General features: G+C 45.3%; 19 protein-coding genes. 13 read left to right on the plus strand and 6 right to left on the minus strand.

Annotated features, from left to right (window positions below):
• Positions 1 to 64 precede the first annotated feature (64 nt).
• Positions 65 to 937 carry a pirin family protein gene (locus AB4307_RS05555; protein ID WP_017069674.1) on the minus strand — a complete coding sequence of 291 codons (873 nt, stop codon included), beginning with the start codon at positions 935 to 937 and terminating at the stop codon, positions 65 to 67.
• A gap of 157 nt (positions 938 to 1,094) precedes the next feature.
• Here AB4307_RS05555 and AB4307_RS05560 point away from each other — a divergent pair, with 157 nt between their 5' ends.
• The gene (locus tag AB4307_RS05560; RefSeq protein ID WP_017061541.1) at positions 1,095 to 1,379 is read left to right on the plus strand and encodes a hypothetical protein; all 285 of its coding nucleotides are present in this window, start codon (positions 1,095 to 1,097) and stop codon (positions 1,377 to 1,379) included.
• Between the two features lie 25 nt (positions 1,380 to 1,404).
• Here the strand turns inward: AB4307_RS05560 and AB4307_RS05565 are convergent, their stop codons facing one another.
• The gene (locus AB4307_RS05565; protein WP_102321386.1) at positions 1,405 to 2,595 is read right to left on the minus strand and encodes a GGDEF domain-containing protein; all 1,191 of its coding nucleotides are present in this window, start codon (positions 2,593 to 2,595) and stop codon (positions 1,405 to 1,407) included.
• Positions 2,596 to 2,910: 315 nt separating this feature from the next.
• On the opposite strand from AB4307_RS05565, the gene AB4307_RS05570 reads away from it, so the two are divergent.
• The 6 genes from AB4307_RS05570 (at position 2,911) to manA (ending at position 10,148) form a co-directional block, all read left to right on the plus strand.
• The gene (locus tag AB4307_RS05570) at positions 2,911 to 3,249 is read left to right on the plus strand and encodes a DUF1840 domain-containing protein (RefSeq protein ID WP_017061543.1); all 339 of its coding nucleotides are present in this window, start codon (positions 2,911 to 2,913) and stop codon (positions 3,247 to 3,249) included.
• Between the two features lie 406 nt (positions 3,250 to 3,655).
• Positions 3,656 to 5,050, plus strand: coding sequence for a hexose-6-phosphate:phosphate antiporter UhpT (gene uhpT / locus AB4307_RS05575; RefSeq protein ID WP_017061544.1), 1,395 nt, complete (start codon positions 3,656 to 3,658; stop codon positions 5,048 to 5,050).
• A 147-nt stretch (positions 5,051 to 5,197) separates the two neighbouring features.
• The gene (uhpA, locus tag AB4307_RS05580; protein WP_372131370.1) at positions 5,198 to 5,806 is read left to right on the plus strand and encodes a response regulator transcription factor UhpA; all 609 of its coding nucleotides are present in this window, start codon (positions 5,198 to 5,200) and stop codon (positions 5,804 to 5,806) included.
• Positions 5,806 to 7,302 carry a signal transduction histidine-protein kinase/phosphatase UhpB gene (gene uhpB, locus AB4307_RS05585; protein ID WP_171733553.1) on the plus strand — a complete coding sequence of 499 codons (1,497 nt, stop codon included), beginning with the start codon at positions 5,806 to 5,808 and terminating at the stop codon, positions 7,300 to 7,302. The genes uhpA and uhpB overlap by 1 nt, the downstream gene beginning before the upstream one ends.
• A gap of 8 nt (positions 7,303 to 7,310) precedes the next feature.
• Positions 7,311 to 8,651, plus strand: coding sequence for an MFS transporter (locus AB4307_RS05590; RefSeq protein ID WP_372131372.1), 1,341 nt, complete (start codon positions 7,311 to 7,313; stop codon positions 8,649 to 8,651).
• Positions 8,652 to 8,942: 291 nt separating this feature from the next.
• Positions 8,943 to 10,148: a mannose-6-phosphate isomerase, class I gene (gene manA / locus AB4307_RS05595; RefSeq protein WP_371721724.1), complete on the plus strand. Its 1,206-nt coding sequence runs from the start codon at positions 8,943 to 8,945 to the stop codon at positions 10,146 to 10,148.
• Here the strand turns inward: manA and AB4307_RS05600 are convergent.
• From AB4307_RS05600 to AB4307_RS05615, 4 genes are all read right to left on the minus strand, one after another.
• Positions 10,145 to 10,669: a GNAT family N-acetyltransferase gene (locus AB4307_RS05600; RefSeq protein ID WP_372131374.1), complete on the minus strand. Its 525-nt coding sequence runs from the start codon at positions 10,667 to 10,669 to the stop codon at positions 10,145 to 10,147. The genes manA and AB4307_RS05600 overlap by 4 nt on opposite strands.
• 96 nt (positions 10,670 to 10,765) lie before the next feature.
• The gene (locus AB4307_RS05605; RefSeq protein WP_009846137.1) at positions 10,766 to 11,023 is read right to left on the minus strand and encodes an HP1242/YdcH family protein; all 258 of its coding nucleotides are present in this window, start codon (positions 11,021 to 11,023) and stop codon (positions 10,766 to 10,768) included.
• A 201-nt stretch (positions 11,024 to 11,224) separates the two neighbouring features.
• The gene (trhO, locus tag AB4307_RS05610; RefSeq protein ID WP_017065056.1) at positions 11,225 to 12,214 is read right to left on the minus strand and encodes an oxygen-dependent tRNA uridine(34) hydroxylase TrhO; all 990 of its coding nucleotides are present in this window, start codon (positions 12,212 to 12,214) and stop codon (positions 11,225 to 11,227) included.
• 262 nt (positions 12,215 to 12,476) lie between these two features.
• Positions 12,477 to 13,625, minus strand: coding sequence for an aminotransferase-like domain-containing protein (locus tag AB4307_RS05615; RefSeq protein WP_372115558.1), 1,149 nt, complete (start codon positions 13,623 to 13,625; stop codon positions 12,477 to 12,479).
• 115 nt (positions 13,626 to 13,740) lie between these two features.
• Between AB4307_RS05615 and AB4307_RS05620 the strand changes: the two genes are divergently transcribed.
• From AB4307_RS05620 to AB4307_RS05645, 6 genes are all read left to right on the plus strand, one after another.
• Positions 13,741 to 14,610: an AraC family transcriptional regulator gene (locus tag AB4307_RS05620; protein ID WP_017061552.1), complete on the plus strand. Its 870-nt coding sequence runs from the start codon at positions 13,741 to 13,743 to the stop codon at positions 14,608 to 14,610.
• Between the two features lie 209 nt (positions 14,611 to 14,819).
• Positions 14,820 to 16,157 (plus strand): MATE family efflux transporter, encoded by a 1,338-nt coding sequence (locus tag AB4307_RS05625; protein ID WP_372131376.1) that lies wholly within the window; start codon positions 14,820 to 14,822, stop codon positions 16,155 to 16,157.
• A gap of 234 nt (positions 16,158 to 16,391) precedes the next feature.
• Positions 16,392 to 17,150 carry an ATP-binding cassette domain-containing protein gene (locus tag AB4307_RS05630; protein ID WP_137002082.1) on the plus strand — a complete coding sequence of 253 codons (759 nt, stop codon included), beginning with the start codon at positions 16,392 to 16,394 and terminating at the stop codon, positions 17,148 to 17,150.
• Complete coding sequence (locus tag AB4307_RS05635; protein ID WP_017065049.1) at positions 17,147 to 17,998, plus strand: ABC transporter ATP-binding protein; 852 nt, start codon at positions 17,147 to 17,149, stop codon at positions 17,996 to 17,998. Before AB4307_RS05630 ends, AB4307_RS05635 begins: the two co-directional genes overlap by 4 nt.
• Before the next feature lie 48 nt (positions 17,999 to 18,046).
• Positions 18,047 to 19,558 carry an ABC transporter substrate-binding protein gene (locus AB4307_RS05640; protein WP_372131378.1) on the plus strand — a complete coding sequence of 504 codons (1,512 nt, stop codon included), beginning with the start codon at positions 18,047 to 18,049 and terminating at the stop codon, positions 19,556 to 19,558.
• A 4-nt stretch (positions 19,559 to 19,562) separates the two neighbouring features.
• Positions 19,563 to 21,299: an ABC transporter permease subunit gene (locus AB4307_RS05645; protein ID WP_372131380.1), complete on the plus strand. Its 1,737-nt coding sequence runs from the start codon at positions 19,563 to 19,565 to the stop codon at positions 21,297 to 21,299.
• The last annotated feature ends 74 nt before the right edge of the window (positions 21,300 to 21,373 follow it).

The following is a 21,373-nucleotide window of genomic DNA, read 5'->3' on the forward strand; positions in this document are numbered from 1 at the left end:
CGTTACAAAATCTCTTCAATCTTCAAAGCTCAAAGCTCAAAGCTCAAAGCTCAAAGCCAAGACATCAGTAAGTCTCAAACACACCGTTGTTGTAGTCTTGAATTGTCTGTTCAATCTCTTCCATCGAGTTCATGACAAACGGGCCATAATGCACAACCGGCTCATTAATCGGCTGACCAGAAAAAATCAGTACACCTGAATCTTCTAGGCTTTCTAAAGACAACAATTCAGCTTTGGTGAGCAGGGCAAGTTGACTTTGGTTGATGACTTTGTCGCCGATCTTAATACTGCCTCGGTACACATAAGTCATGGCATTGTGATTAACATTAGTCCCTAACGTGACTTTTTGCCCAGAATGAGAGCGCCAATCCGCAACGCTTAATGGCACACCTGTTTTCTGTAATGGACCCTGCGCTCGTAAAGCCTCTGAATCCTTGTCAGTTTGGTTGTGCAGTTCAAACCCTCCGGCAATCACTCTTAACAAACCACTTTGTTCACTTTGATGCTCCGCGATGCTTTCACTTTGGAAATCGTGATACTGAGCTGGCTGCATTTTGTGTGTCGCAGGTTGGTTTATCCAAATCTGAAAACCATGCAGCGCACCTTCTTCCATCATTGGCATTTCGCTGTGAATGACACCACGGCCTGCGGCCATCCATTGAGCGCCACCGCTGCGTAGCTCTCCAACATTCCCCATATGGTCTTTGTGTTGGAAGTGACCTTGGAGCATGTAAGTGAGCGTTTCTATCCCACGGTGAGGATGTGGAGGAAAGCCGCCAACATAGTCTTTGCTTTCATCCGACTTCAGTTCATCAATCATTAAAAATGGAGAGAAACGTGCGTTATTAAAACCTGCGAGTCGTTGGATTTTGACGCCATCACCATCTGAGGTGGCATGTGCTGTAATCACATGATCTACTGCTCTTACATTCGTCATTTTGAAACCCTCATAAACTTGAATAGCTGTAGTTTATGTAATTTGATTTAAAAAGAAGATGGCACAGCGTTGAGTGACTTATTCGAAAATCTTGAACAGGTAACAATATGAAATTATGTCTATACTCAATAGAGAGTATATCGCCAAGGAGGCCGCTATGGCAGTTCAGCAAAAACATGGCGAAAGGCATGGTCGGATAGGTTTTGATAACGACTTTACAACGGAGCAAAGCCAGCGCTTTACAGAGGTTGCAAACAGCGCAGTTAAACGCCGCGTGAAAAAACGTGAGATAGAAGCGCCGTTTATTCAGTCAGCTAAGCAAGCCGCTTTTAAAACCGTGGTGAGGCGACCTAAAGGAAATAACCCAAACCGAACACGTCAAGTCATATGGATTATTATGATCGGGTTAGTGAGTCTTTGGCTTATGTACCTTGCAGGTTAGCAGCGCCGCTCCGTTATAGGAATGGCTAGCGTTGGCGCGTTTTTAATAGCGTAACATTGTTCCCTTCGATCTTCGCTTCAAAGCAATCTTCAAGTTCAGATGAATCCGGTGCTGAGCTAACAAGGCTCGTTGGTAGTTCTTCTATCAGGGTCGATACTGGGTTGTCGTGATAATAAGCATATCGGTTTTTTCCTGAATGCTTGGCAACATACATCGCTTTATCAGCACATCTCGTCAGCTCATGTAATTCTTGGGCATCTTGCGGATACAAAGCAACCCCAACACTTAACGTCAATTCCTTGATTCTCTCGTTTGTTTGGCAGCCGCTTTCGAACAGCCCGCAGATCCTATCTAGAATGCCGTCTAGATCTTTACGAGTTGGCACATCGTAGAGCATCAGAACAAACTCGTCTCCAGCAAAGCGCGCGATGGAATAATCGTATTCATGGCTTTTTCTGTCTCTGGTTCGAATGTTGTTGCTCAAGCGATTGGCAAAATGCTGTAAGACACTGTCTCCCACATCGTGCCCGTAGCTGTCGTTAATGCCTTTAAAGTCATCTATATCCAAAAAGACCAATGCCGTAAGTGATCGCTCACTATCCACGGTGGCTAGTTTTTCTGTCGCCCAGCGTTCAAAGCTCCAACGGTTTGCCAAGCCGGTTAACTGATCTCTGTAAGCGAGATCTTCAATGCCTTCTTTATACAGGCGTTGAATATAACTGACGGCTTTTGTGTAGTAATAGGCGGATGTGTGGCACACCAAGCTCATGGTAAATAAGCTAAGGAAAAATCTGTGTGTGCTGTTAAATGGTAAAGAAAAATTGTTGGGCATTGCTGTAATCAAGGTGCTGATGAACAGGCAAAACGAGGTGCTGAAGATTATGCCAATTCTAAAATCATTAATGAAAATGACCGCGGCCAGAATTGGGTAGAGCCAGAGGATGCGATCTGGGATGGCGTGACTGTACAAGAATAGGATGACGCCCTGAACTAGAAGAACACCACTCAGAATCAATTCGGAATACTCAGGATTGATGACTTTTCTTACATATAAAGCGTTAGAAATGGCAATGATGGCGAAGCACAATTCGAATATTGACAGCGTGTAATGCTCGCCTTCGAAGTAAGCCCAAGTATAGAAAATGAATAACGCAGCGGCAGTCAGTGAAAAGGAGTGGACAATTTTTTGCTTGCGGGTGGATCGTATGTCCGCCATTTCTTCTAGGTGCCTGCCGACGAGCCTTTTCATGTGATCTGTGCCAAAGTTTTTGATAATGGTGGTAATAGTAGATTAAATAACAAGCTATGCAGAGGCTTAGATGTCTATTTAGTGTGACTACTATCAAGGTTTCATATGAAAGGCTGTTCAATCAATTCCAAATAGTGATGTATATCACCGATGGTGCTGGTCATCTCTAGAAGATTAGATTTAAGCATCAAACTTGTAACCGTTGTTTGATGTTTATCTACTTGCTTTCCAGAGAGTTACTCCACATAGTTTGTAAACGACCAAAATTAAGAAAGGCTCATTATGTTAATTACCTTTAGTTGTAAAGCTCATGCTAGTGTCACGATGTTTGGTGAAGTCGGCCTCCAGTTCATCAAGATGCTTGGGCATAGCGGCTCCATCCCAGGTGCTATGGATGCTTCAGAGGTTCCTCAAGCTCTGGATAATCTACGTGCTGCTATTGCAGCAGAGCAGAGCAAGTCCGTAGAGCATGAAAATACTGATGACGACAATGAAGAAGAGGTGGTTGAAGCGCCTGTTAATATCGGTAGTCGAGCGTTCCCACTGGTTGAATTATTAAAAGCTGCCATCAAAGATGAATGTGAAGTAATGTGGGAAGACGGTAGCGGCAAGCGACTGTAGTACGATTCACGCGAAACGTAACAAGCCTATTGAATCTATTTTAATCAGAATGAATGCTGAACCAGTATCGGACACACCATGACCATGGAGTTTTATGGTGATGAACCGATACTGGTGTTTTTTTAGTGAAGTAATCCACTCGTTTCTGTTTATTTACAAGGTTCGTCAGCCCTGAAATGAGTGACTTTTGTTATCGTAATATCAATCCATAACAGACCGTAAACAAAGTGATGCTGTTCACGCTTTCTTGACTCCCAATTCTGAACTAAGAATTTTTCCTAGTTATTCTAAGACCCTCTCTCATGCGGTCGATTTTTAGACTCCTTATTATTTCACGGTCAACTAACAAACAATGTATGGCCGCAATTATGCCGTGCAGACCTCACAAAAAATAAGAGAGTTCACAATGTTAAAGTTCCTAGATCAGGTTCGAAAACCGACGCTGGATCTTCCGGTCGAAACTAGAAGAAAAATGTGGTTTAAACCATTCCTACAATCTTACCTCGTCGTGTTCATTGGTTATCTAACCATGTATTTGATCCGTAAGAACTTCAATGTCGCGCAAAACGACATGATTTCTACTTATGGATTATCGATGACGGATCTAGGTCTTATCGGTCTGGGTTTCTCTATCACTTACGGTATCGGTAAAACCGTCGTTTCCTATTATGCCGATGGTAAAAACACCAAGCAGTTCCTGCCATTCATGCTTGTCCTTTCTGGTATCGCTATGTTGGGCTTCAGCTTCAGTATGGGCGGTGGCAGTGCTAGCTTATTCTTGATGGTTGCCTTCTATGCGTTGAGTGGTTTCTTCCAAAGTACCGGCGGTCCTTCAAGCTACTCGACCATCACTAAATGGACGCCTCGTAACAAGCGTGGTTCTTATTTAGGCCTTTGGAATATGTCGCACAACGTGGGTGGCGCAGGTGCCGCTGGTGTTGCTCTGTTCGGTGCTAACTACCTTTTTGATGGCAACGTGATCGGTATGTTCGTGTTCCCATCAATCATTGCGATTGTGGTTGGCTTTATTGGTATGCGCTTTGGTAATGACTCTCCAGAAGCCTATGGTCTAGGTACGGTTGAAGAGTTGTTTGATGAAGAAGTCAGCGAAGAAGATACGGCTGCTGAAGAAAATCAAATGACTAAGAAAGAGATCTTTGTTGAATACATCCTGAAAAACAAAGTGATCTGGTTGCTCTGCTTCGCGAATATCTTCTTATACATTGTTCGTATCGGTATCGATCAATGGTCTACCGTTTATGCGTATCAAGAGCTAGGTCTATCAAAAGAAACCGCGATTTCAGGCTTCACTCTGTTTGAGGTTGGTGCACTGGTCGGTACGTTAATGTGGGGTTATCTGTCAGACCTTGCGAACGGACGCCGTGCTTTGGTTGCTTGTGTATCGCTTGGCCTGATTATCGTTTCGCTAGAGTTCTACCAGCATGCAACCAGTGAGTTCATGTACCTAGCATCACTGTTTGTGCTTGGTTTCCTAGTATTTGGTCCTCAGTTGCTGATTGGTGTTGCTGCAGTAGGTTTCGTGCCTAAGAAAGCAATCAGCGTTGCGGATGGCGTGAAAGGTACATTTGCTTACTTAATTGGTGACAGCTTTGCCAAACTTGGCCTAGGTATGATTGCAGACGGCACACCTATTTTTGGCTTAACGGGTTGGAAAGGCACGTTCGCAGCGCTTGATACGTCAGCTGCCATTTGTATCGTGTTACTGCTATTCGTTGCGGTTGCGGAAGAGAAGAAGATTCGCCACGCTAAGAAAATACACTTAGCGTCTCAAAACGCGTAGCGAGTCTCACGTGCTTTATTGGTTTAAAGCACGTGAGATCATACCAATCGTTAGTTCGATTCAGTATCATCTCTATTAATAAACTTAATTTTAGATAGCTCCTGTTGGGGCTATTTTTCTTTCTTACTCTTAATTTTGGTTAATATCATGATTAATGTTGCGCTTGTTGATGACCACGTCATTGTTCGATCTGGCTTTGCTCAATTACTCAGTCTTGAAGCTGATATTACGGTCGTGGGGGAATTCAACTCTGCGGCAGAAGCGCGCCTAGGATTGCCAAGTTGTCACCCTGATGTCGTGATCTTAGATATCTCAATGCAAGACGAAAGTGGCCTGTGCTTATTGGAAGAGATTCCATCAGGCATTGCCAGTATCATGCTGAGCGTACATGACTCTCCGGCGATGGTTGAGAAGTCATTAGAGTTAGGAGCTAAAGGCTACCTCAGTAAGCGCTGTAGCCCAGATGAGTTAATCCAAGCCGTACATACGAGCGCAAATGGTGGCTGTTATCTCACGCCCGATATCGCTATAAAGCTTGCGACACCAATGAAGAATAAAGCCTCTTTAAACCAACTCACCCGCCGAGAAAGCGAAGTGTGTCAGTTATTGGCAACAGGGCTCGATGTGAAATCTATCGCCGTTGAGCTAGGGGTTAGTCATAAAACGGTGCATGTACACCGTGCCAATGCGATGGACAAACTCAATGTTAAGAACAACGTTGAGTTAGCTAAATTGTTCACTCAAGATCAGTACTAATGCGCTCCTATCTAGCCACTTCACTATGTGGGGTTTTTATGGCTGGCTGTGCATGGTTTTGTTTATGGGTTATTGCCTTCTATTTTATTAATGACCCTGAGTTAGCCATTCTGCTTTTCCCATTCTCACTTCGATTGGGAATGACGCTGCACACTCGCACTCACTATTGGCCCGCTATCTATATTGCAGAGTGGGGGCTTGCGATTGCTTTAGCTCTGCTACTTGATGAACCTCAATGGCTGACGATACTCATCGCCAGTGGGTTGAGTATTCCTGCCACTCTAATTGCCAAGCGTTATTATTCTGGTGACCAAAATCGTCACTTGTTAGTGATGGCGAGCTTAATCATGGTCACAGCATTTATTAATGTTGCCGTGGTGGGCTCTCATGTACCAGCCGTTTACATGGTGTGGTTAGCGAGTATCACGGGTGGACTGATGCTGGTGCCGATGTGTTATCTGGTCTGGAACTATCTATTCCAAAATAAGTGGGCGCCACTGAGCTCTTATTTAATCAACAATGTTGTTGAGTTCAAAATCCGTCATATTGCTTTATATAGCGTGTTGTTGGTCGCCAGTATTTTGATACAAACCAGTTTGCCTGATGAGCTAAGGCGCTTTGCCCCGTTCTGTATGGCGATCCCTATTATCTTGCTCGCCGTTCGTTACGGATGGCAAGGCGCTCTGCTTGCAACAATGCTAAATAGTGTCGCGCTGATTGCTGCTCATAGTGGAACGTCCAAACTCGAAATTACCGATTTGCTCTTGTCTCTATCTGCTCAAACCATCACTGGTATATTGCTTGGTTTAGCGGTTCAAAAGCAGAAAGATCTCAACTCGAAATTGCGAAGTGAACTTTCCAGGAATCAAAATCTTTCACGCCAGCTAGTGACCGCTGAAGAGTCGGTTCGTCGTGATATAGCTCGTGAGCTGCATGATGAAATAGGCCAAAACATTACGGCAATCCGTACACAGGCAAGCATTATTAAACGCGTCGATGCCGCTAAGATGAGTGTTCGCTGTGCAGGTACGATTGAGTCATTGTCTTTGAATGTTTATGACACCACCAAACGTCTACTTACAAAACTAAGACCTAAAATGTTGGACGATCTTGATCTAAAAGATTCCGTGGAACAGCTTATTCGGGAGATGGAGTTTTCGGACCATGGCGTTGATATCCAGTTAAATTGGCAAGGTGATTATTCATGTTTGAGTGACACGCTCAAGGTCACTCTCTTCCGACTCTGTCAAGAGTCATTAAATAACGCCCATAAATATGCTCAAGCGAGCGAGATTAAAATTGAACTGATTTTAGATGATCAGGCTTATCTTCAGATATCAGATAATGGCGTTGGTTTTACAGCGCAAGATCTTCTCAAAGGAATGGGGGTTCGCGGTATGCAAGAGCGTGTTCAGGCGCTCGGCGGCAAGATGACCATTAACGCTAATGGCTCATCTTCGGGTACCAATATCAGCGTTACATTACCTAAAGTGTGAGAACGAATATGTTTGGATTTCTGCGCTCAGCTACGTCAAATACTCATGCTCTAACAGATGATGAAGTCAACCAGAGTTATCGCTACTGGCGTCTCCACATCATGATAGGAATGTATGTCGGCTATGCGGGTTTTTACTTCACTCGTAAAACCTTTAATTATGCCGCGCCCGCAATGATCACCGATCTTGGTTTGGACAAAGGAGATATTGGCTTAATTGGCACGCTCTTTTATCTTTCTTATGGTTTATCGAAATTTATTTCAGGCACGATATCGGATCGCTCAAACCCGCGCTACTTCATGGGGCTTGGCTTAATCGCGACAGGCTTGATCAATATAGCGTTTGGCTTTTCTAGTTCTTTGGCGGCTTTTATCTTGCTTTGGGTGCTCAATGCATGGTTCCAAGGTTGGGGCTGGCCATCGTGTTCCAAGTTATTGACGACTTGGTATTCTCGCTCCGAAAGAGGATTCCGTTGGGCAATCTGGAATACAGCCCATAACGTTGGTGGGGCGCTAATTCCTATTCTCGTGGGTTATCTAACGCTGCAATTCAGTTGGCGAGCTGGGTTTATCTGGCCGGGTGTGATAGGTGTATTTATCGGTCTTATCGTTTGCTGGCGCTTACGTGATAAGCCGACCACCATGGGACTTCCGACGGTAGGGAAGTGGCGCAATGATCATCTAGAGTTGGCGCAAGAGAACCATGGGCAAGGGTTAAGCTATCGAGAGATCTTAAAAACTTACGTGTTCAGTAACAAGTACATTTGGTTGCTCGCCTTTAGCTATGTGCTGGTTTACATCGTCAGAACGGCCGTCAACGATTGGGGTAATTTATATCTCACCGAAGAACATCATTACAGTTTGATCAACGCAAATGCTGCTTTGTCTCTGTTTGAGATTGGCGGCTTCGTTGGTTCACTTGTTGCTGGATGGGGATCGGATAGACTGTTTGGTGGCAACCGTGGCCCGATGAACATCCTGTTTGCGATTGGTATCTTCCTCTCGGTATCGGCTTTATGGCTTATGCCTTTAACCAACTTTGTGTTTCAAGCGGCTGGGCTGTTTTGTGTCGGTTTTTTTGTTTTTGGTCCTCAAATGCTTATTGGCATGGCGGCGGCAGAATGTTCGCACAAAGACTCTGCTGGGGCGGCGACAGGCTTTGTGGGCTTGTTTGCTTACATGGGTGCAGCACTTTCTGGTTACCCATTAGCGCTCGTTCTAGAAACTTATGGCTGGAGTGGGTTCTTCATTACCATCTCGACTTGTGCGGCCGTTATTGGCTTGCTGCTACTGCCTTTCCTACAAGCTCAATCACCTCAGAAAAGTGCAGAAGCTCGCTCTGGTTTTTAAGGAACGATAACAAGATAGTCACTAGTGTTTGTATTCAGATGCTTGTATCGCTGCTGTAATCAGTGCGATACAAGCCGCTATCTTATTCTCAGCGCTTTCTACTCGTGATATTCAAATGTGACTATTTTCACGCTTTTCATCGGTCTCACCTGTTTCTAAGAATTTTTCCTATTGCGTCTAAGACCTCATCTCATGTGGGTTCTAGCCGAGCTCTGTAGTCTTTCTAATTATTTACGTTATTAGAAATCAGCTCTCTGAATTGTGTTCAAAGGGCTCACTACGGAAAACGCCATGTCACTCAGCCACCTCTCAGAACACTCATTTTTCCCAATGGAAAACACCATCCAAAATTATGCATGGGGGAGCATTTCTTCGATACGTGAACTGTTTGGCTTTCAGAATGAGTCACAAGAGCCGCAAGCGGAAGTTTGGATGGGAGCGCATCCAAAAGGTTGCTCAATGGTTAAGCTTGACCAGCACTTGGTGCCTCTCTCTGAGCTGATTAACAAGAATAAACCGGCCTATCTATCAAGCGATATTGCGCAGGAGTTTGGTGAGCTGCCGTTCTTGTTTAAGATCTTGGCAGCAGAAAAAGCGTTGTCTGTTCAGGTTCACCCAAACAAGCGCCAAGCAGAGGTTGGCTTTGCAAGAGAGGAGCAAGCAGGAATCCCTCTGACTGCAGGACATCGTAATTACAAAGACTCTAACCACAAACCTGAATTGGTTTACGCGATCACTGAATATCAAGCAATGAATGGCTTTCGAGAATTCGATGAAATATTAGGGTTGTTCAGAAAGTTGAATTCGAGCGAGCTGGCTGGTTTAGTTGAAGAGTTTGGCAACCACCTTGATTCTCTAGGTTTAGAGGCGTTTTTCCGTGATTTATTAACTCTGGACGACCAACGTAAACACCGAGCATTAGAGCAACTTCTGGCTTACGCAGCCGCTCACCAAGGTCAATCTGAGTTTGCTTTGGTTACTGAGCTTAGCCACCAGTACCCGAATGATATCGGTTTGTTTTGCGTTCTGCTGCTGAACTTGATCACACTACGGCCGGGTGAAGCGATGTATTTGAATGCAAACACTCCGCACGCATACATCAAGGGGACTGGGCTCGAGATTATGGCCAATTCAGACAATGTGCTGCGAGCTGGCTTAACGCCAAAACACATTGATGTCGCTGAGTTGGTTGCCTGCACAGAGTTTACACCAATCCCGTTCGAACGCTTGTTGTTAGCACCTTCAAAGTTAGGTCAATGTGATCGCTATGATATCCCAGTCAGTGACTTTGATTTCAATATTTTTCATCGCCCAAAGCAAGAAGAAGTCATCACAAGCGGTGCTGAAATTTTAATGGCGATAGATGATGATTTAACGTTAATGAGTCAGAAAGGTGAACACCTAACACTCACCAAAGGGCAATCGGTATTTATCCCAGCTTATATTGGTCATTATGTACTGAGCAGCAATGGGCGAGTGGCTAGGGCGTTTAATTAGAGATGGTGTTTGTGGTATAGATTGAGCTCCATCCCCACAAAATCATCATCTCCTTCATCAACAACGTGATAGCCAAGCGATTGATAAAAGTTAATAGCACGAGCATTACTTTTAAAACTCGATAGAGTGACTTGACTAAGTTGCTCTGCCATAGTTTTTTTATGTATGAGAGTCATGACTTGCTTGCCAAGCGAACGACCTTGGTACTGGGGGAAAATGATCAGCAAATGAATATGGTATGCGTTGTCATAAGGTTTAAAGCAGGCGAGCCCCACTCTTTTATTTTCGCGATATACCCAATGAAACCAAGATGGATGGTATTCGTTTAAAAGTCGTTGACGTTGAAAGTCGTCATCCCAGCCGAAAACGCTATCTACGTGTATGAAGATACCTTGTTTAACACACGCAAACAGTTCATCGAATTCAGAATTTGAAGCGAGTTGGAGTTGTATGTTCTCTTCTTTCATTGCCACTTTTACCGCTTCCTTATCAAACGCCTTTGAATAAGCAAACAGTAACATAATTGAAGAAGCCGAATTAGCTTAGATTTGCGAAGTGATGAAACCAAAAAGCCATGCGTGATGCATGGCTAAGAATAAAGTCTTGGATTGATTTTTCTATACGATCTTAAGCGCGTGATGGCGCGTGAGCTGTTTGTGTAGCGAGTCTTTGAGCTCCATGCGTTCTACTTTGAGGTTGTGCATGCTGTCGTCATCGATAGGGCTGCCAGAGATTTCTAGCTGACGGATGTCGTAGTCGAGTTGGTGGTATTTCTGCATGTCTGCTTTGAATTTTTCGTCGTCGTGGTTGAGCTGAACAATGTCTAATTTAAGATCTGGGAAATCTAAGATAAAGGCATGGTTTTCATTGAGCATTGGCACTTCCTCTCTAGTCGAATTATTAACAGTATAGAAGTAATTTTTCGAAAGAAATGTGGTTCAAAACACAAAGCCGTAAAGCGATCAAAAAAGGGCGTAAACTCGTAGGATTATCCTCGAACTTGCGCCCTTTTGTATGTATATAGCTAACTATTTATAGTTATATGTTTAGAACTATAAGAGTTTAAAGCAGAAAGTTTACTTTGCTTTCTTACCAGAGCGTTGCTGCTCTTTGTGTGCAAGCTTCTCTTTTTTGCGTTGCTCGATAAGGTGAGCAGCTTCGCCGCCTACGTGGGTTTCGCCACGAGCATTCGACAGTTGAACTTGCTTTTCACGTTCACGGAAACGGGCTTTCTGCTCGTCGCTGTGCTTATCAATACACTTAGGGCAGCTTACGCCTTTCTCGAAGTGTTTAGAGGCTTTGTCTTCGTCAGTGATTGGCAGGCGACACGCGTTACACACATCGTAACCGCTCTTTTCTAGCTGGTGGTTTACTGCAACTCGACCATCAAATACGTAGCAGTCGCCTTCCCACATACTCTCTTCTTCAGGTACCTCTTCTAGGTACTTAAGAATGCCGCCTTCAAGGTGATAAACCTCATCAAAGCCTTGCTCTTTCATGTAGGCTGTTGATTTTTCGCAACGAATACCGCCAGTACAGAACATCGCAACTTTCTTGTGCTTCTTAGGATCAAGGTTGTCTTCAACGTATTGAGGGAATTCACGGAAGGTTTCTGTGTTTGGGTTTACAGCATTTTTGAAGGTGCCGATGTCCACTTCGTAGTCGTTACGAGTATCAACCAGAATCACATCAGGATCAGAGATCAATGCGTTCCATTCGTTTGGTTTCACGTAAGTGCCGACAACGTGGCGTGGGTCGATGCCCTCAACGCCCATGGTTACGATCTCTTTCTTAAGCTTAACCTTGGTGCGGTTGAATGGTTGTTCTTCGTTGAACGACTCTTTGTAAACAACATCAGCCAAGCGAGAATCTTGTTTGAACCATTGAAGAAGGGCGTCGATAGATTCGCGCTTACCTGCAACGGTACCGTTGATGCCTTCACTCGCAAGTAACAAAGTACCGCGGATTTGGTTGGCTTCTAACACGTCGGTTAGTGGCTGGCGAATTTCTTGGTAATCATCAAGTGCTACGAATTTATACAGAGCACATACAACATATTGAGACATGGTTTTTCCTTTCTGCGAGCTGGAACGTAAATCCAGAGCGGTTGCCTGTTTTGATCAGAACTGAGTATTTCAACTTAGTTCTGTCTTGTTGGCTTATTAAAATCAGGCGCAGTATAACCAAGGCGGTGCGGGACAAAAACCAACCAAACGTAGGGCTATATAACGCCTTTTTTATTGTGGATTTATGGTTTGAGGAACGAAAAAGCCCTGCTGTACAAATACAGCAGGGCTTGGTGTTGAATCTGTCTTACTTAATCAGCGATTACGCTTGGTTAAGTACTTCCGCTAAGCGTTTCACCGCTTCAGTCAGCTCTTCTGGTTTAGCGTTAGTGAAGTTTAAGCGCAGTGCAGCTTTTGCTTCATCAGCCTTTGGATAAAATACTGGGCTTGGTACAACCGCCACACCATTCGATAATAGAGTTTTAGCCAATTCGAAGGTGTCGCACTCTGGGATCTCAACCCAAATGAACATCCCGCCATCGACGGCTTTTAACACGCAATCTGCAGGCAGTTGTTTCTCTAGCTCTGAGAACAGCACTTCATAACGAGACTTGTACAGGGTGCGAATGTTCTCCATGTGTACGCCAAAGTCTTCATGTTTTAGAAGACCAACAAGCAGTGCTTGCATGGGTACACTTGAGTGTAAGTCAGCGCCTTGCTTCACTTTGATCAGTGGTTCAAGGTAGCTGCGTTTACCTGTTACCGCGCCAATACGTAGACCTGGCGATGCAATCTTAGAGAATGAACGAAGAACGATAGAGTTGTCAGGGCAGAACGAAGAAACCAACGGCAGTTCTGTACCTGTGAAACGCAGCTCACGATATGGTGCATCTTCAATGAATGCCACGTTGTATTTGATACACAGCTCAGCGACTTTTTGACGAGTTTCTGTTGCCCAGCACACGCCGGTTGGGTTGTGGAAATCAGGCACGGCATAGAACATCTTCGGTGATTGCTGTGCAAAGCACGTTTCCAGTTCATCTAGGTTCGGGCCAAATTCAGTTTGAGACACGGTCGCAATGTTTGCTTGAACTAGGCCAAACACCTGCATCGCACCTAAGTAGCTTGGCGCTTCCATCACAACCACATCACCTGGGTCGACATACGCACGCGCAATCAAATCCAAACCTTGCTGAGAGCCAGTACAAATCATTGCCGTGTGTGATTCTGGCAATTGGTAGCTTTGTGTTAGGTGGTCAAGCAACGGGCCGTAACCGGCAGTAGAACCGTATTGGAAAACTTCAGGCATGTTCGCTAGGTTTTCTAGCGTTGGCTTCATTAAATCGATAGGGAATGTTTTCTCGTCCGGTAAACCACCGGCCAATGAGATGACATTTGGATCACTTGCGGCTGCGAGGATCTCCCGAATGTATGAAGATTGAATCTGTTGTAATGACTGTGCGATTTCCATGTGTTGTGTCTCGTCGTTTATCGTTTTTATTCTATCGCTTGATATTACACGGCAATTGTAAAAACTAGCGTGTCCGTTTATGCTCTTAAACATGTCCATTTATGCTATTTAAACGATGTCACGTCAACACATATCGCGAATCAATGATGTCCTGTTCCATATTCACCAAGACATCAGTCAGCCTTTGTCTGCCAAAGAGTTATCTGAGATAGCGGCCTATTCAGAACAGCACTTTCATCGCACCTTTAAAAGCGTGGTCGGGGAGTCGTTGCATCAATATATCCGACGCACTCGAATGGAGTATGCAGCCAACCAATTGATGTTTGATACCAGCTCGTCAGTGGTCGAGATCGCCCATAAATGTGGCTTTAGCTCGGTGTCTTCGTTTAGTCGAGCATTTAAAGCGACCTTTAATATGTCTCCGGGCGAGTGGCGTAAACACGATTTACAAGTAGCAGAAAAACCCTATTTGAAAGATCCCGAAGTGGCGGCGGGCTATTTGAATGTGGCGCAGCGAGTATTGCCCGAACCCAAGATCGTTGAAGTGCCTGAACGCATGGCGGCCTATGTTCGACATACGGGTTATAACCGCTCTATTCGCAATGCGTGGTTGATATTGAAAGCGTGGGCGAATTCCGAACAGCGTGATTTTTCGAGCCAATTTGGTTTGCATCACTCAAACCCTGCTTGGGTTGAAATGGATCAGTGTCGTTATGTCGCGTGTATCGCGATTGATGAGCCGATTAAGTATCGTAGCGTAGTTAATCAGATGGTGATTCCGGGCGGCTTACACGCTGTGTTTCGACTAAATGGCCGCTATGGAGAACTGCTACCACAGATCAGTATGGTGTTAGAAAAATGGCTACCCACATCTGGTTTCAAACAGCGCTCGACTCCCGCGTATGTGCATTATCATCAGAATCATTTTCTCAACACCGATGAAGTGTTCGAACTCGATTTCTACCTTCCCGTGAGCTTTTACTAATCGATGGTTGTGCTGTTTTGTTGAACCAGACTTTGATCTTTTGTTGAGACAAATTAGCACAACCAATAGCAGCTAACGATTTTATGCAGTTGGCCTAAGATAAAGATGCTTTGTTGATAATCTACTCTAAGTAAATGATGACAACGTACGGATTAAACGATAGCATTTCGTTCTAATTGCAAATAGTTCTTAATATCACCCGATAGAATATGACCATTACCCACAAAGATTATCTGAAAATCGCTTTCCCTTTCATCATCTCAACGGTGACACAACCTCTGTTAGGTGCTGTGGATACCGCTGTTATTGGCCAACTTGGTATTGCTGAATTGATTGGTGGCGTAGCGATCGGCACCATCATTATGAACACCATGTATTGGTTGTTTGGTTTTTTCCGTGTCAGTACCACGGGCCAAAGTGCGATGGCACTGGGTAAGGGAAACCGCACTGATTTGGCGGGTAGCTTGATGCGTCCGTTTGTGCTGTCTGGTTTAGTGGGTTTGATCTTTATCTTGATACAACCACTCATCTGGCAAGGCGCAATGTGGGTGATAGAGCCTGAAGCCAATGTAGCCGAGCACGCGCATATCTACTTCAGTATTTTGATTTATGGCGCGCCTTTCGTGTTGCTTAACTACACCATTATTGGTTGGTTAATGGGACAGGCGAAAGCCAAAGACGTTCTTTATACACAAGTGTTTGGTAATGTGTTGAACATTGTCTTGGATGCGGTGTTTGTACTTTATTTCGATTTGGGTGTCGCAGGTGTGGCTTACGCAAGTTTGATTGCACAAGTTACCACCTTTGCGATTGGTGTGACCTTGGTGATGAAGACCAGCAATATTTCGATCTCTGAGTTCTTGCAAGGCTCGAAGATGACCAAGAAAGACCTATCGACAATCATCTCTTCGAATACTGATCTATTGCTTCGCACCATTTGTATCTTGGTGTTCTTCAACATGATGGCGCGTACTGGCTCTAAACTGGGTACCGATGTTCTAGCGGCTAACGCGATCTTGATGCAGGTGACCTTCATTGTCAGCTATATGTTTGATGGTATTGCCAACGCATCGAGTGTGTTTGCAGGTAAGGCGGTAGGACAGAAGAACCCTTCAATGCTTGATCGTGTTTTAAGGCTTAACTTCCAATGGACGGCAGGTTTCATTGCTGCGCTGACGCTTTTAACCCTGATATTCAAAGACATGATTGTTTTCTTGTTTACCGATATTCCAGCGCTGGTCACGCTGTACCAAGAGATGGCCCCGTGGCTGATTGTGTTCCCGCTAGTGGCTGGCTTTGGCTTAACGGTTTACGGCATCTTTACCGGAACGGGAACCACGCGTCCGCTTAGAGACTCAAGCATCGTGACTTTGTTGGTATTCTTAGCGGTACAGGCATTCACCGTCGATATTTGGGGTAATCATGGTTTGTGGTTGGCGTTTACTCTGTTCTATCTTGGGCGTATTGCGTTCCTGTATCCGTTCATCGCACAAGTTAAGCAGAAGTGTTACCCAGTCGAAGATACCGCTCATGGTGCCATTAACTAAGTAACCTAATCACCACCTGTAATATTTTATGAAAGCGCTTTACTATTTTTACACGATAAATTTAGTGAGTGCTTTTTTGTATCGGTAAAAATCACCTCGAAGGGTCAACACGCCCTAATGAAAATTGGTCAATCAAACAGCAAATAAAGTGCGATGCAGTTCAATGTTCTCTTTTCATCATGTCGGCTAAATGATAGAGTTGTTATGTTATAACATCTATATGTGAGTATCTGCGTGAACACCCCACTTTTGTCTGTTGACCACCTAACGATCAAAACCTCTTCGAGAACCCTTTTCCAAGATATCCACTTCGATGTTTATCGCGGTGAGCTGTTGGCGATCATGGGACCGTCAGGCATTGGTAAGTCGATGCTTTCTCGCGCTATTGCCGGGTTTCTGCCAGAGACGATTGAAGTTGAAGGTCATATTTCTCTATCTGGTGAAGCTGTGTGTGGTTTGCCTATGTTGCAAAGAACTGCCACACAGCGCCCCGCAGTTATCTTCCAAGATGCGCTTCAAGCTTTGAACCCTCTGGTTTCAATAGAAGGTCAACTCTGCCTTGCCTTGACGGGAACTCGCACTAAGCTTAAATCAAAAGAAAAAATTCAAATTACCGAGTTGCTGAATCAACTTGGTTTTCCTAATCCAGAAACCATCTTGCCGTTGTACCCGAGCCAAATTTCGGGTGGGCAACGCCAACGTGTGTGTATTGCGATTGGCTTGCTGAGTAACGCCGATATTATCATCGCCGATGAACCAACCAGTGCGTTAGATCCGGTGACAGAGCAAGAGATACTTAAGCTGATTCGACACAATGTTAAACAGCGTCAAATTGGTGGTTTACTCATCACCCATGACCTGCATAGCGCGTTGGCGTGTGACAAGCTGTTAGTCATCGATGATGGTGGTGTGGTGGCTTACGGTGCACCGAAACATGCACTTGAGTCGAGCTCTCACGCTTTCTGCTGTTCATTGAGAGACTTAATCGAATGAGCTCGACCTTATCACTAAACTCAGAAGCCTCGCCATTAATGCCAGTGACTGATTCAGAAACACAAACACCGATAGAGATTAAGTTCGACAATGTGAGTGTTCACTACTACTCCGTACCAAGTTGGTTGGGTGGTAAAGCGTTCAAAGCGCTACAGAACATAGACCTTAATGTTGAAGACAAAAGCCTAGCAATTGTTGGGCGTTCTGGTGCCGGTAAATCAACGTTAATTGAACTGCTATTTGGCCTTAAAGCGCCAACCGTTGGTCAAATAAACTTGTTCGGTTATTCGCTCCCAATTCGCGATAGCAAAGCGCAAGCAACGGTGTGTCGCTTGATTCAATTGGTGCCTCAAGAGCCCCACACTAGCCTCAACCCTTACTATACCGTTCGACAGATCTTAGCCGAACCTCTAAGTAACTTAGATGTTTCGGGTAATCATGAAGCCATCATTGAAGAGGCGCTTTCAGACGTTGGATTGCCTGCCAGTTTGCTCTTACTGAAACCCAATCAGCTTTCTACAGGTCAAGCTCAACGTGTGGCTATTGCTCGGGCTCTTGTCGTTAGACCCGCAGTGCTGGTGGCCGATGAACCTACTGCCAGCCTTGACCCAGTGAATCGCCAAAGGTTGTTGGACTTGGTTAATTCATTAAAAAAGAAGCGCGATATGCGCCTTATTTTGGTTACTCACGATTTAGGTGCCGCAAAAGCCCTTTGTGAAGAAATACTGGTACTCGACCATGGTGAAATGGTGGAGCACGGACCGACCGATCAAGTGATGAGTAAACCTGCTCATCCTGCGACTCAGATGCTGATCGAGTCTCAGCCTCTTTCGAAATCTACTTGTTAAACACAACCTTATTTATTAAAAAAATACAGCTACAGAGAAAAAATAATTATGCGTTTTAATTCAATCAAACTGGCTTGCACGCTTGCGTTGGCTCTGCCTTTGACGGGCTGTTTTGACTCTCAACCAGGGTCTAGCGATGCCGCAGTAAAATCTGAAATTCGAGTTGCGATGATGCAACCACCAAGAACGGGTTTATCGCCACTTTCTGATGACGCTTTTAAGTTATCTCGTTGGAGCACAGCAGAAACTCTGGTTAACCTGAGCCCAACCTCAGAAGCAGAACCAATGCTAGCGACTGATTGGAAACATCTTGATCCTCTGACTTGGCAGTTCACGATTCGCCAAGGCGTTAAATTCCACGATGGCTCTACATTAACAGCAGAATCCGTAGTGAACTCTTTGCAGAAAGCGCTTGAGGCTGCACCTAAGCCACGCATTCTAGATGGTGTCGATCTCGAAGTGAAAGCGATGGACAACTACCGCGTAGAGATCAAGACCAGCTTTGATGACCCTCTTTTACCAAGCCGTTTATCAAGCCCTCAATTAGCGATTCTTGCAGCAAGTGCTTACCAAGAAGATGGCCGTGTTAGCCCAATGGGTGCTGGTACGGGTCCGTTTGAGTTGACTGAAATTAACGGTACAACCAGCGCGAAGCTAAAACGTTTCGATGGCTACTGGGGTGAGAAAGCGCAAGTTGAATCTGTGATTGCAGAATACGTCCCTAACGGTTTTGCTCGCGCTGCAGCTCTAAGAACAGGTACAGCAGACATCGTTGAAGCAGTACCCGTTTCACAAATCGCGACCATTGATCCGAACCTACTTTATGAAGTGGCGATGCCTCGTACCAATACGCTTTACTTAAATAACAAGTCAGGCGTATTCAGCGATATTAACTTGCGTAAGGTAGCGGCGGCTGCGGTAGACCGTGAGCAAATCGTGAATACTGTTTATGAAAACCACGCGGACATCGCACAAGGCCTATTAGGTCCTGCACTTGCTTGGGCTGAGCCGATCCGACCTGAAGGTCAAGCAATCGACAAAACGCTAAAAGCAAACGGTGAAAGTATTGTTATCGGTACCTTTACCGACCGTGCAGAGCTTCCAGAAGTGGCAGCGCTACTGAAGCAACAACTTGAAGCGGCTGGTTTCAAGGTTGAGCTGGATATTCGTGAATACGCTCAGATCGAGAACGATGCGCTATCTGGTAAGTTCGACGCGTTTATCCTTTCTCGTGCAACGGTTCTAGATTCGGGTGACCCAGTGGCTTACATGATGAGCGACTTTGGTTGTAAGGGTTCATTCAACCTTGGCCAGTTCTGTTCTCAAGAGGTAGATAAAGCACTGAATCACGCTGACCTACAACCGCTAGGTGCGCTGCGTCAGCAAGCGATCATCGAAGCTGAACAAAAAATCCTTAACGATTTCGCGGCTATCCCGCTGCTTCACGAACGTGTGATTCAAGGTGAAAGTGAGCGTGTAAGCAATGTCGTTCGTGACCCAAGTGAACGTCGCTTGGTTGATCAAACGACACAAGTTAACCCGGCAACACAGGCTAACTAAATAAATGTTATCTGCTGAGACTCTGCGTCGAACTCTATTTATCTTGACGCCTTGGCTATCAAGAATCGCCTCACTGATTGTGGTGGTGATTCTTGTTGGTTTGATGCCTGACATTGCAGGCATCGATCCAAGCCAATCTATTCTGCGGGCTAGGGCGGGGCAACAACACCTGCTTACGCCTGAAGCTTTAGCGGCGGTACGCGCTGATCTTCAGCTTGACCGTTCAGCCATTGAGCGCCTGCTCGACTGGGTAGGAAGTGCTTTTTCAGGTGATCTAGGTGAATCATGGATTGATGGTTCTTCGATTGCACTAGGTATTCAAAAAACAGCGTCTACATCTCTGTTTTTGATGTCTAGCGCACTGGTGATGACTTTCGTACTGTGTGGTGCAGGTTTACTGGCTACCTTGCGAAGTTGGAAGAAGGGCAAACTAGGGCAGAGTTACAGCAGTTTAAGCACCGTATTAATATCGTTGCCAGAGTACGTAGTGGCCTCGGTATTAATATTGGTGTTCTCTATCTGGTTAGGTTGGCTACCACCGTATGGTTGGCAAGGTTGGCAAGATATCTGGCTACCGAGTTTAGCGCTCGCACTGCCTGCAAGTGGCTTGTTTAGTCGTCTACTCAGAGACAGTTTACAACGCGTTCTCAATGAACCTTGGGTGATCACTTGGCTCAGTGCCAACGTTCATTCCAATCAAATTATTCGCTTTGCGCTGAAAAGAGCGCTGAGCAGTCTGATCCCGCAAATCGCGATGATCGTGATTGGCTTAACTGGTGGCGCAGTCGCGGTTGAGCTTATCTTCTCGATCCCTGGTATCGGGCGCATGATTCTTGGTGCAGCCAAGGCGCAAGACTTACCAACGCTGCAAGGCGGCTTATTGGTGTTGCTGCTATTTTCAATTGCCGTGAGCAGCATGAGCTTGTTTGTTCAGCAATTGATTCTTGGCCACAGCCTGAAAAGCGGCAAGCTCATCAGTAGCCACTCTTCGTTTCGTTTTACCCAGAACCGCGCAAAGCGTGTCACTGCTTTTGCGATCTTCTCGTTCCTAATTACTATCGTAGTTTGGGCAGCATTTCGTGACCCATATACCAGTCAATTTGCTCGCTTAGCGGATCCAAGTTGGCAAGCTCCATTGGGCGCAGATGGCATTGGTCGAGACCTACTGGCGAGAATTGGTTCTGGTATGATTGCGACCTTCCAAGCCGGCATATTGGCAACGTTCTTGAGCTTGGTGACGGGCATCATCATGGGTTTCAACACCCGCTTTAGCCAAGGCCTTATCGAGATCACTAAGGGTATCCCATACATCATTGCAGGCTTGCTTGTTGCAGGCTTAACGGGGATGAATCCGAACAGCGCATTAATCGCGATTGTATTGGTGTCGTGGGCGCCGCTAGCTGCACACTGCTCAAGCTTGATCGTAGAAGCCAAGGCTCAACCTTATACACACCTCGCGCCACTATGGGGCACCAGTAAGCTTAGAATCTTCCGTTTCTACTTGCTTCCGTATGTGTTGCCACCGTTGTTAAGACACGCGATGTTGAGGCTACCAGTCATCACTCTAAGTCTGACCTCGCTGAGCTTCATCGGATTAGGGGCAAAGCCACCAACACCTGAATGGGGTTTGATGATCGCAGAGAACCTTCCATACATTGAGCGCGCGCCATTAGCAGTCATGGGGCCAATTGTTGGGCTGATCTTGTTGGGTGCAGCCATTAACATGATGTTTGATGACTAACGTAAAGATCCGGTCGCTGAGGTTTCTAAATTGACGATCCGATTGGGTATTCGATTTAGCATTTATGTTGTAAC

Source organism: Vibrio sp. 10N.261.52.C2, from assembly GCF_041471425.1.
GTDB lineage: Bacteria > Pseudomonadota > Gammaproteobacteria > Enterobacterales > Vibrionaceae > Vibrio > Vibrio crassostreae_C.

Coding starts and splice junctions, on each gene's coding strand:
- AB4307_RS05555 (WP_017069674.1), bottom strand. CDS start 937: ATGACGAATGTAAGAGCAGTAGATCATGTGATTACAGCACATGCCACC.
- AB4307_RS05560 (WP_017061541.1), top strand. CDS start 1,095: ATGGCAGTTCAGCAAAAACATGGCGAAAGGCATGGTCGGATAGGTTTT.
- AB4307_RS05565 (WP_102321386.1), bottom strand. CDS start 2,595: ATGGCGGACATACGATCCACCCGCAAGCAAAAAATTGTCCACTCCTTT.
- AB4307_RS05570 (WP_017061543.1), top strand. CDS start 2,911: ATGTTAATTACCTTTAGTTGTAAAGCTCATGCTAGTGTCACGATGTTT.
- uhpT (WP_017061544.1), top strand. CDS start 3,656: ATGTTAAAGTTCCTAGATCAGGTTCGAAAACCGACGCTGGATCTTCCG.
- uhpA (WP_372131370.1), top strand. CDS start 5,198: ATGATTAATGTTGCGCTTGTTGATGACCACGTCATTGTTCGATCTGGC.
- uhpB (WP_171733553.1), top strand. CDS start 5,806: ATGCGCTCCTATCTAGCCACTTCACTATGTGGGGTTTTTATGGCTGGC.
- AB4307_RS05590 (WP_372131372.1), top strand. CDS start 7,311: ATGTTTGGATTTCTGCGCTCAGCTACGTCAAATACTCATGCTCTAACA.
- manA (WP_371721724.1), top strand. CDS start 8,943: ATGTCACTCAGCCACCTCTCAGAACACTCATTTTTCCCAATGGAAAAC.
- AB4307_RS05600 (WP_372131374.1), bottom strand. CDS start 10,669: ATGTTACTGTTTGCTTATTCAAAGGCGTTTGATAAGGAAGCGGTAAAA.
- AB4307_RS05605 (WP_009846137.1), bottom strand. CDS start 11,023: ATGCTCAATGAAAACCATGCCTTTATCTTAGATTTCCCAGATCTTAAA.
- trhO (WP_017065056.1), bottom strand. CDS start 12,214: ATGTCTCAATATGTTGTATGTGCTCTGTATAAATTCGTAGCACTTGAT.
- AB4307_RS05615 (WP_372115558.1), bottom strand. CDS start 13,625: ATGGAAATCGCACAGTCATTACAACAGATTCAATCTTCATACATTCGG.
- AB4307_RS05620 (WP_017061552.1), top strand. CDS start 13,741: ATGTCACGTCAACACATATCGCGAATCAATGATGTCCTGTTCCATATT.
- AB4307_RS05625 (WP_372131376.1), top strand. CDS start 14,820: ATGACCATTACCCACAAAGATTATCTGAAAATCGCTTTCCCTTTCATC.
- AB4307_RS05635 (WP_017065049.1), top strand. CDS start 17,147: ATGAGCTCGACCTTATCACTAAACTCAGAAGCCTCGCCATTAATGCCA.
- AB4307_RS05640 (WP_372131378.1), top strand. CDS start 18,047: ATGCGTTTTAATTCAATCAAACTGGCTTGCACGCTTGCGTTGGCTCTG.
- AB4307_RS05645 (WP_372131380.1), top strand. CDS start 19,563: ATGTTATCTGCTGAGACTCTGCGTCGAACTCTATTTATCTTGACGCCT.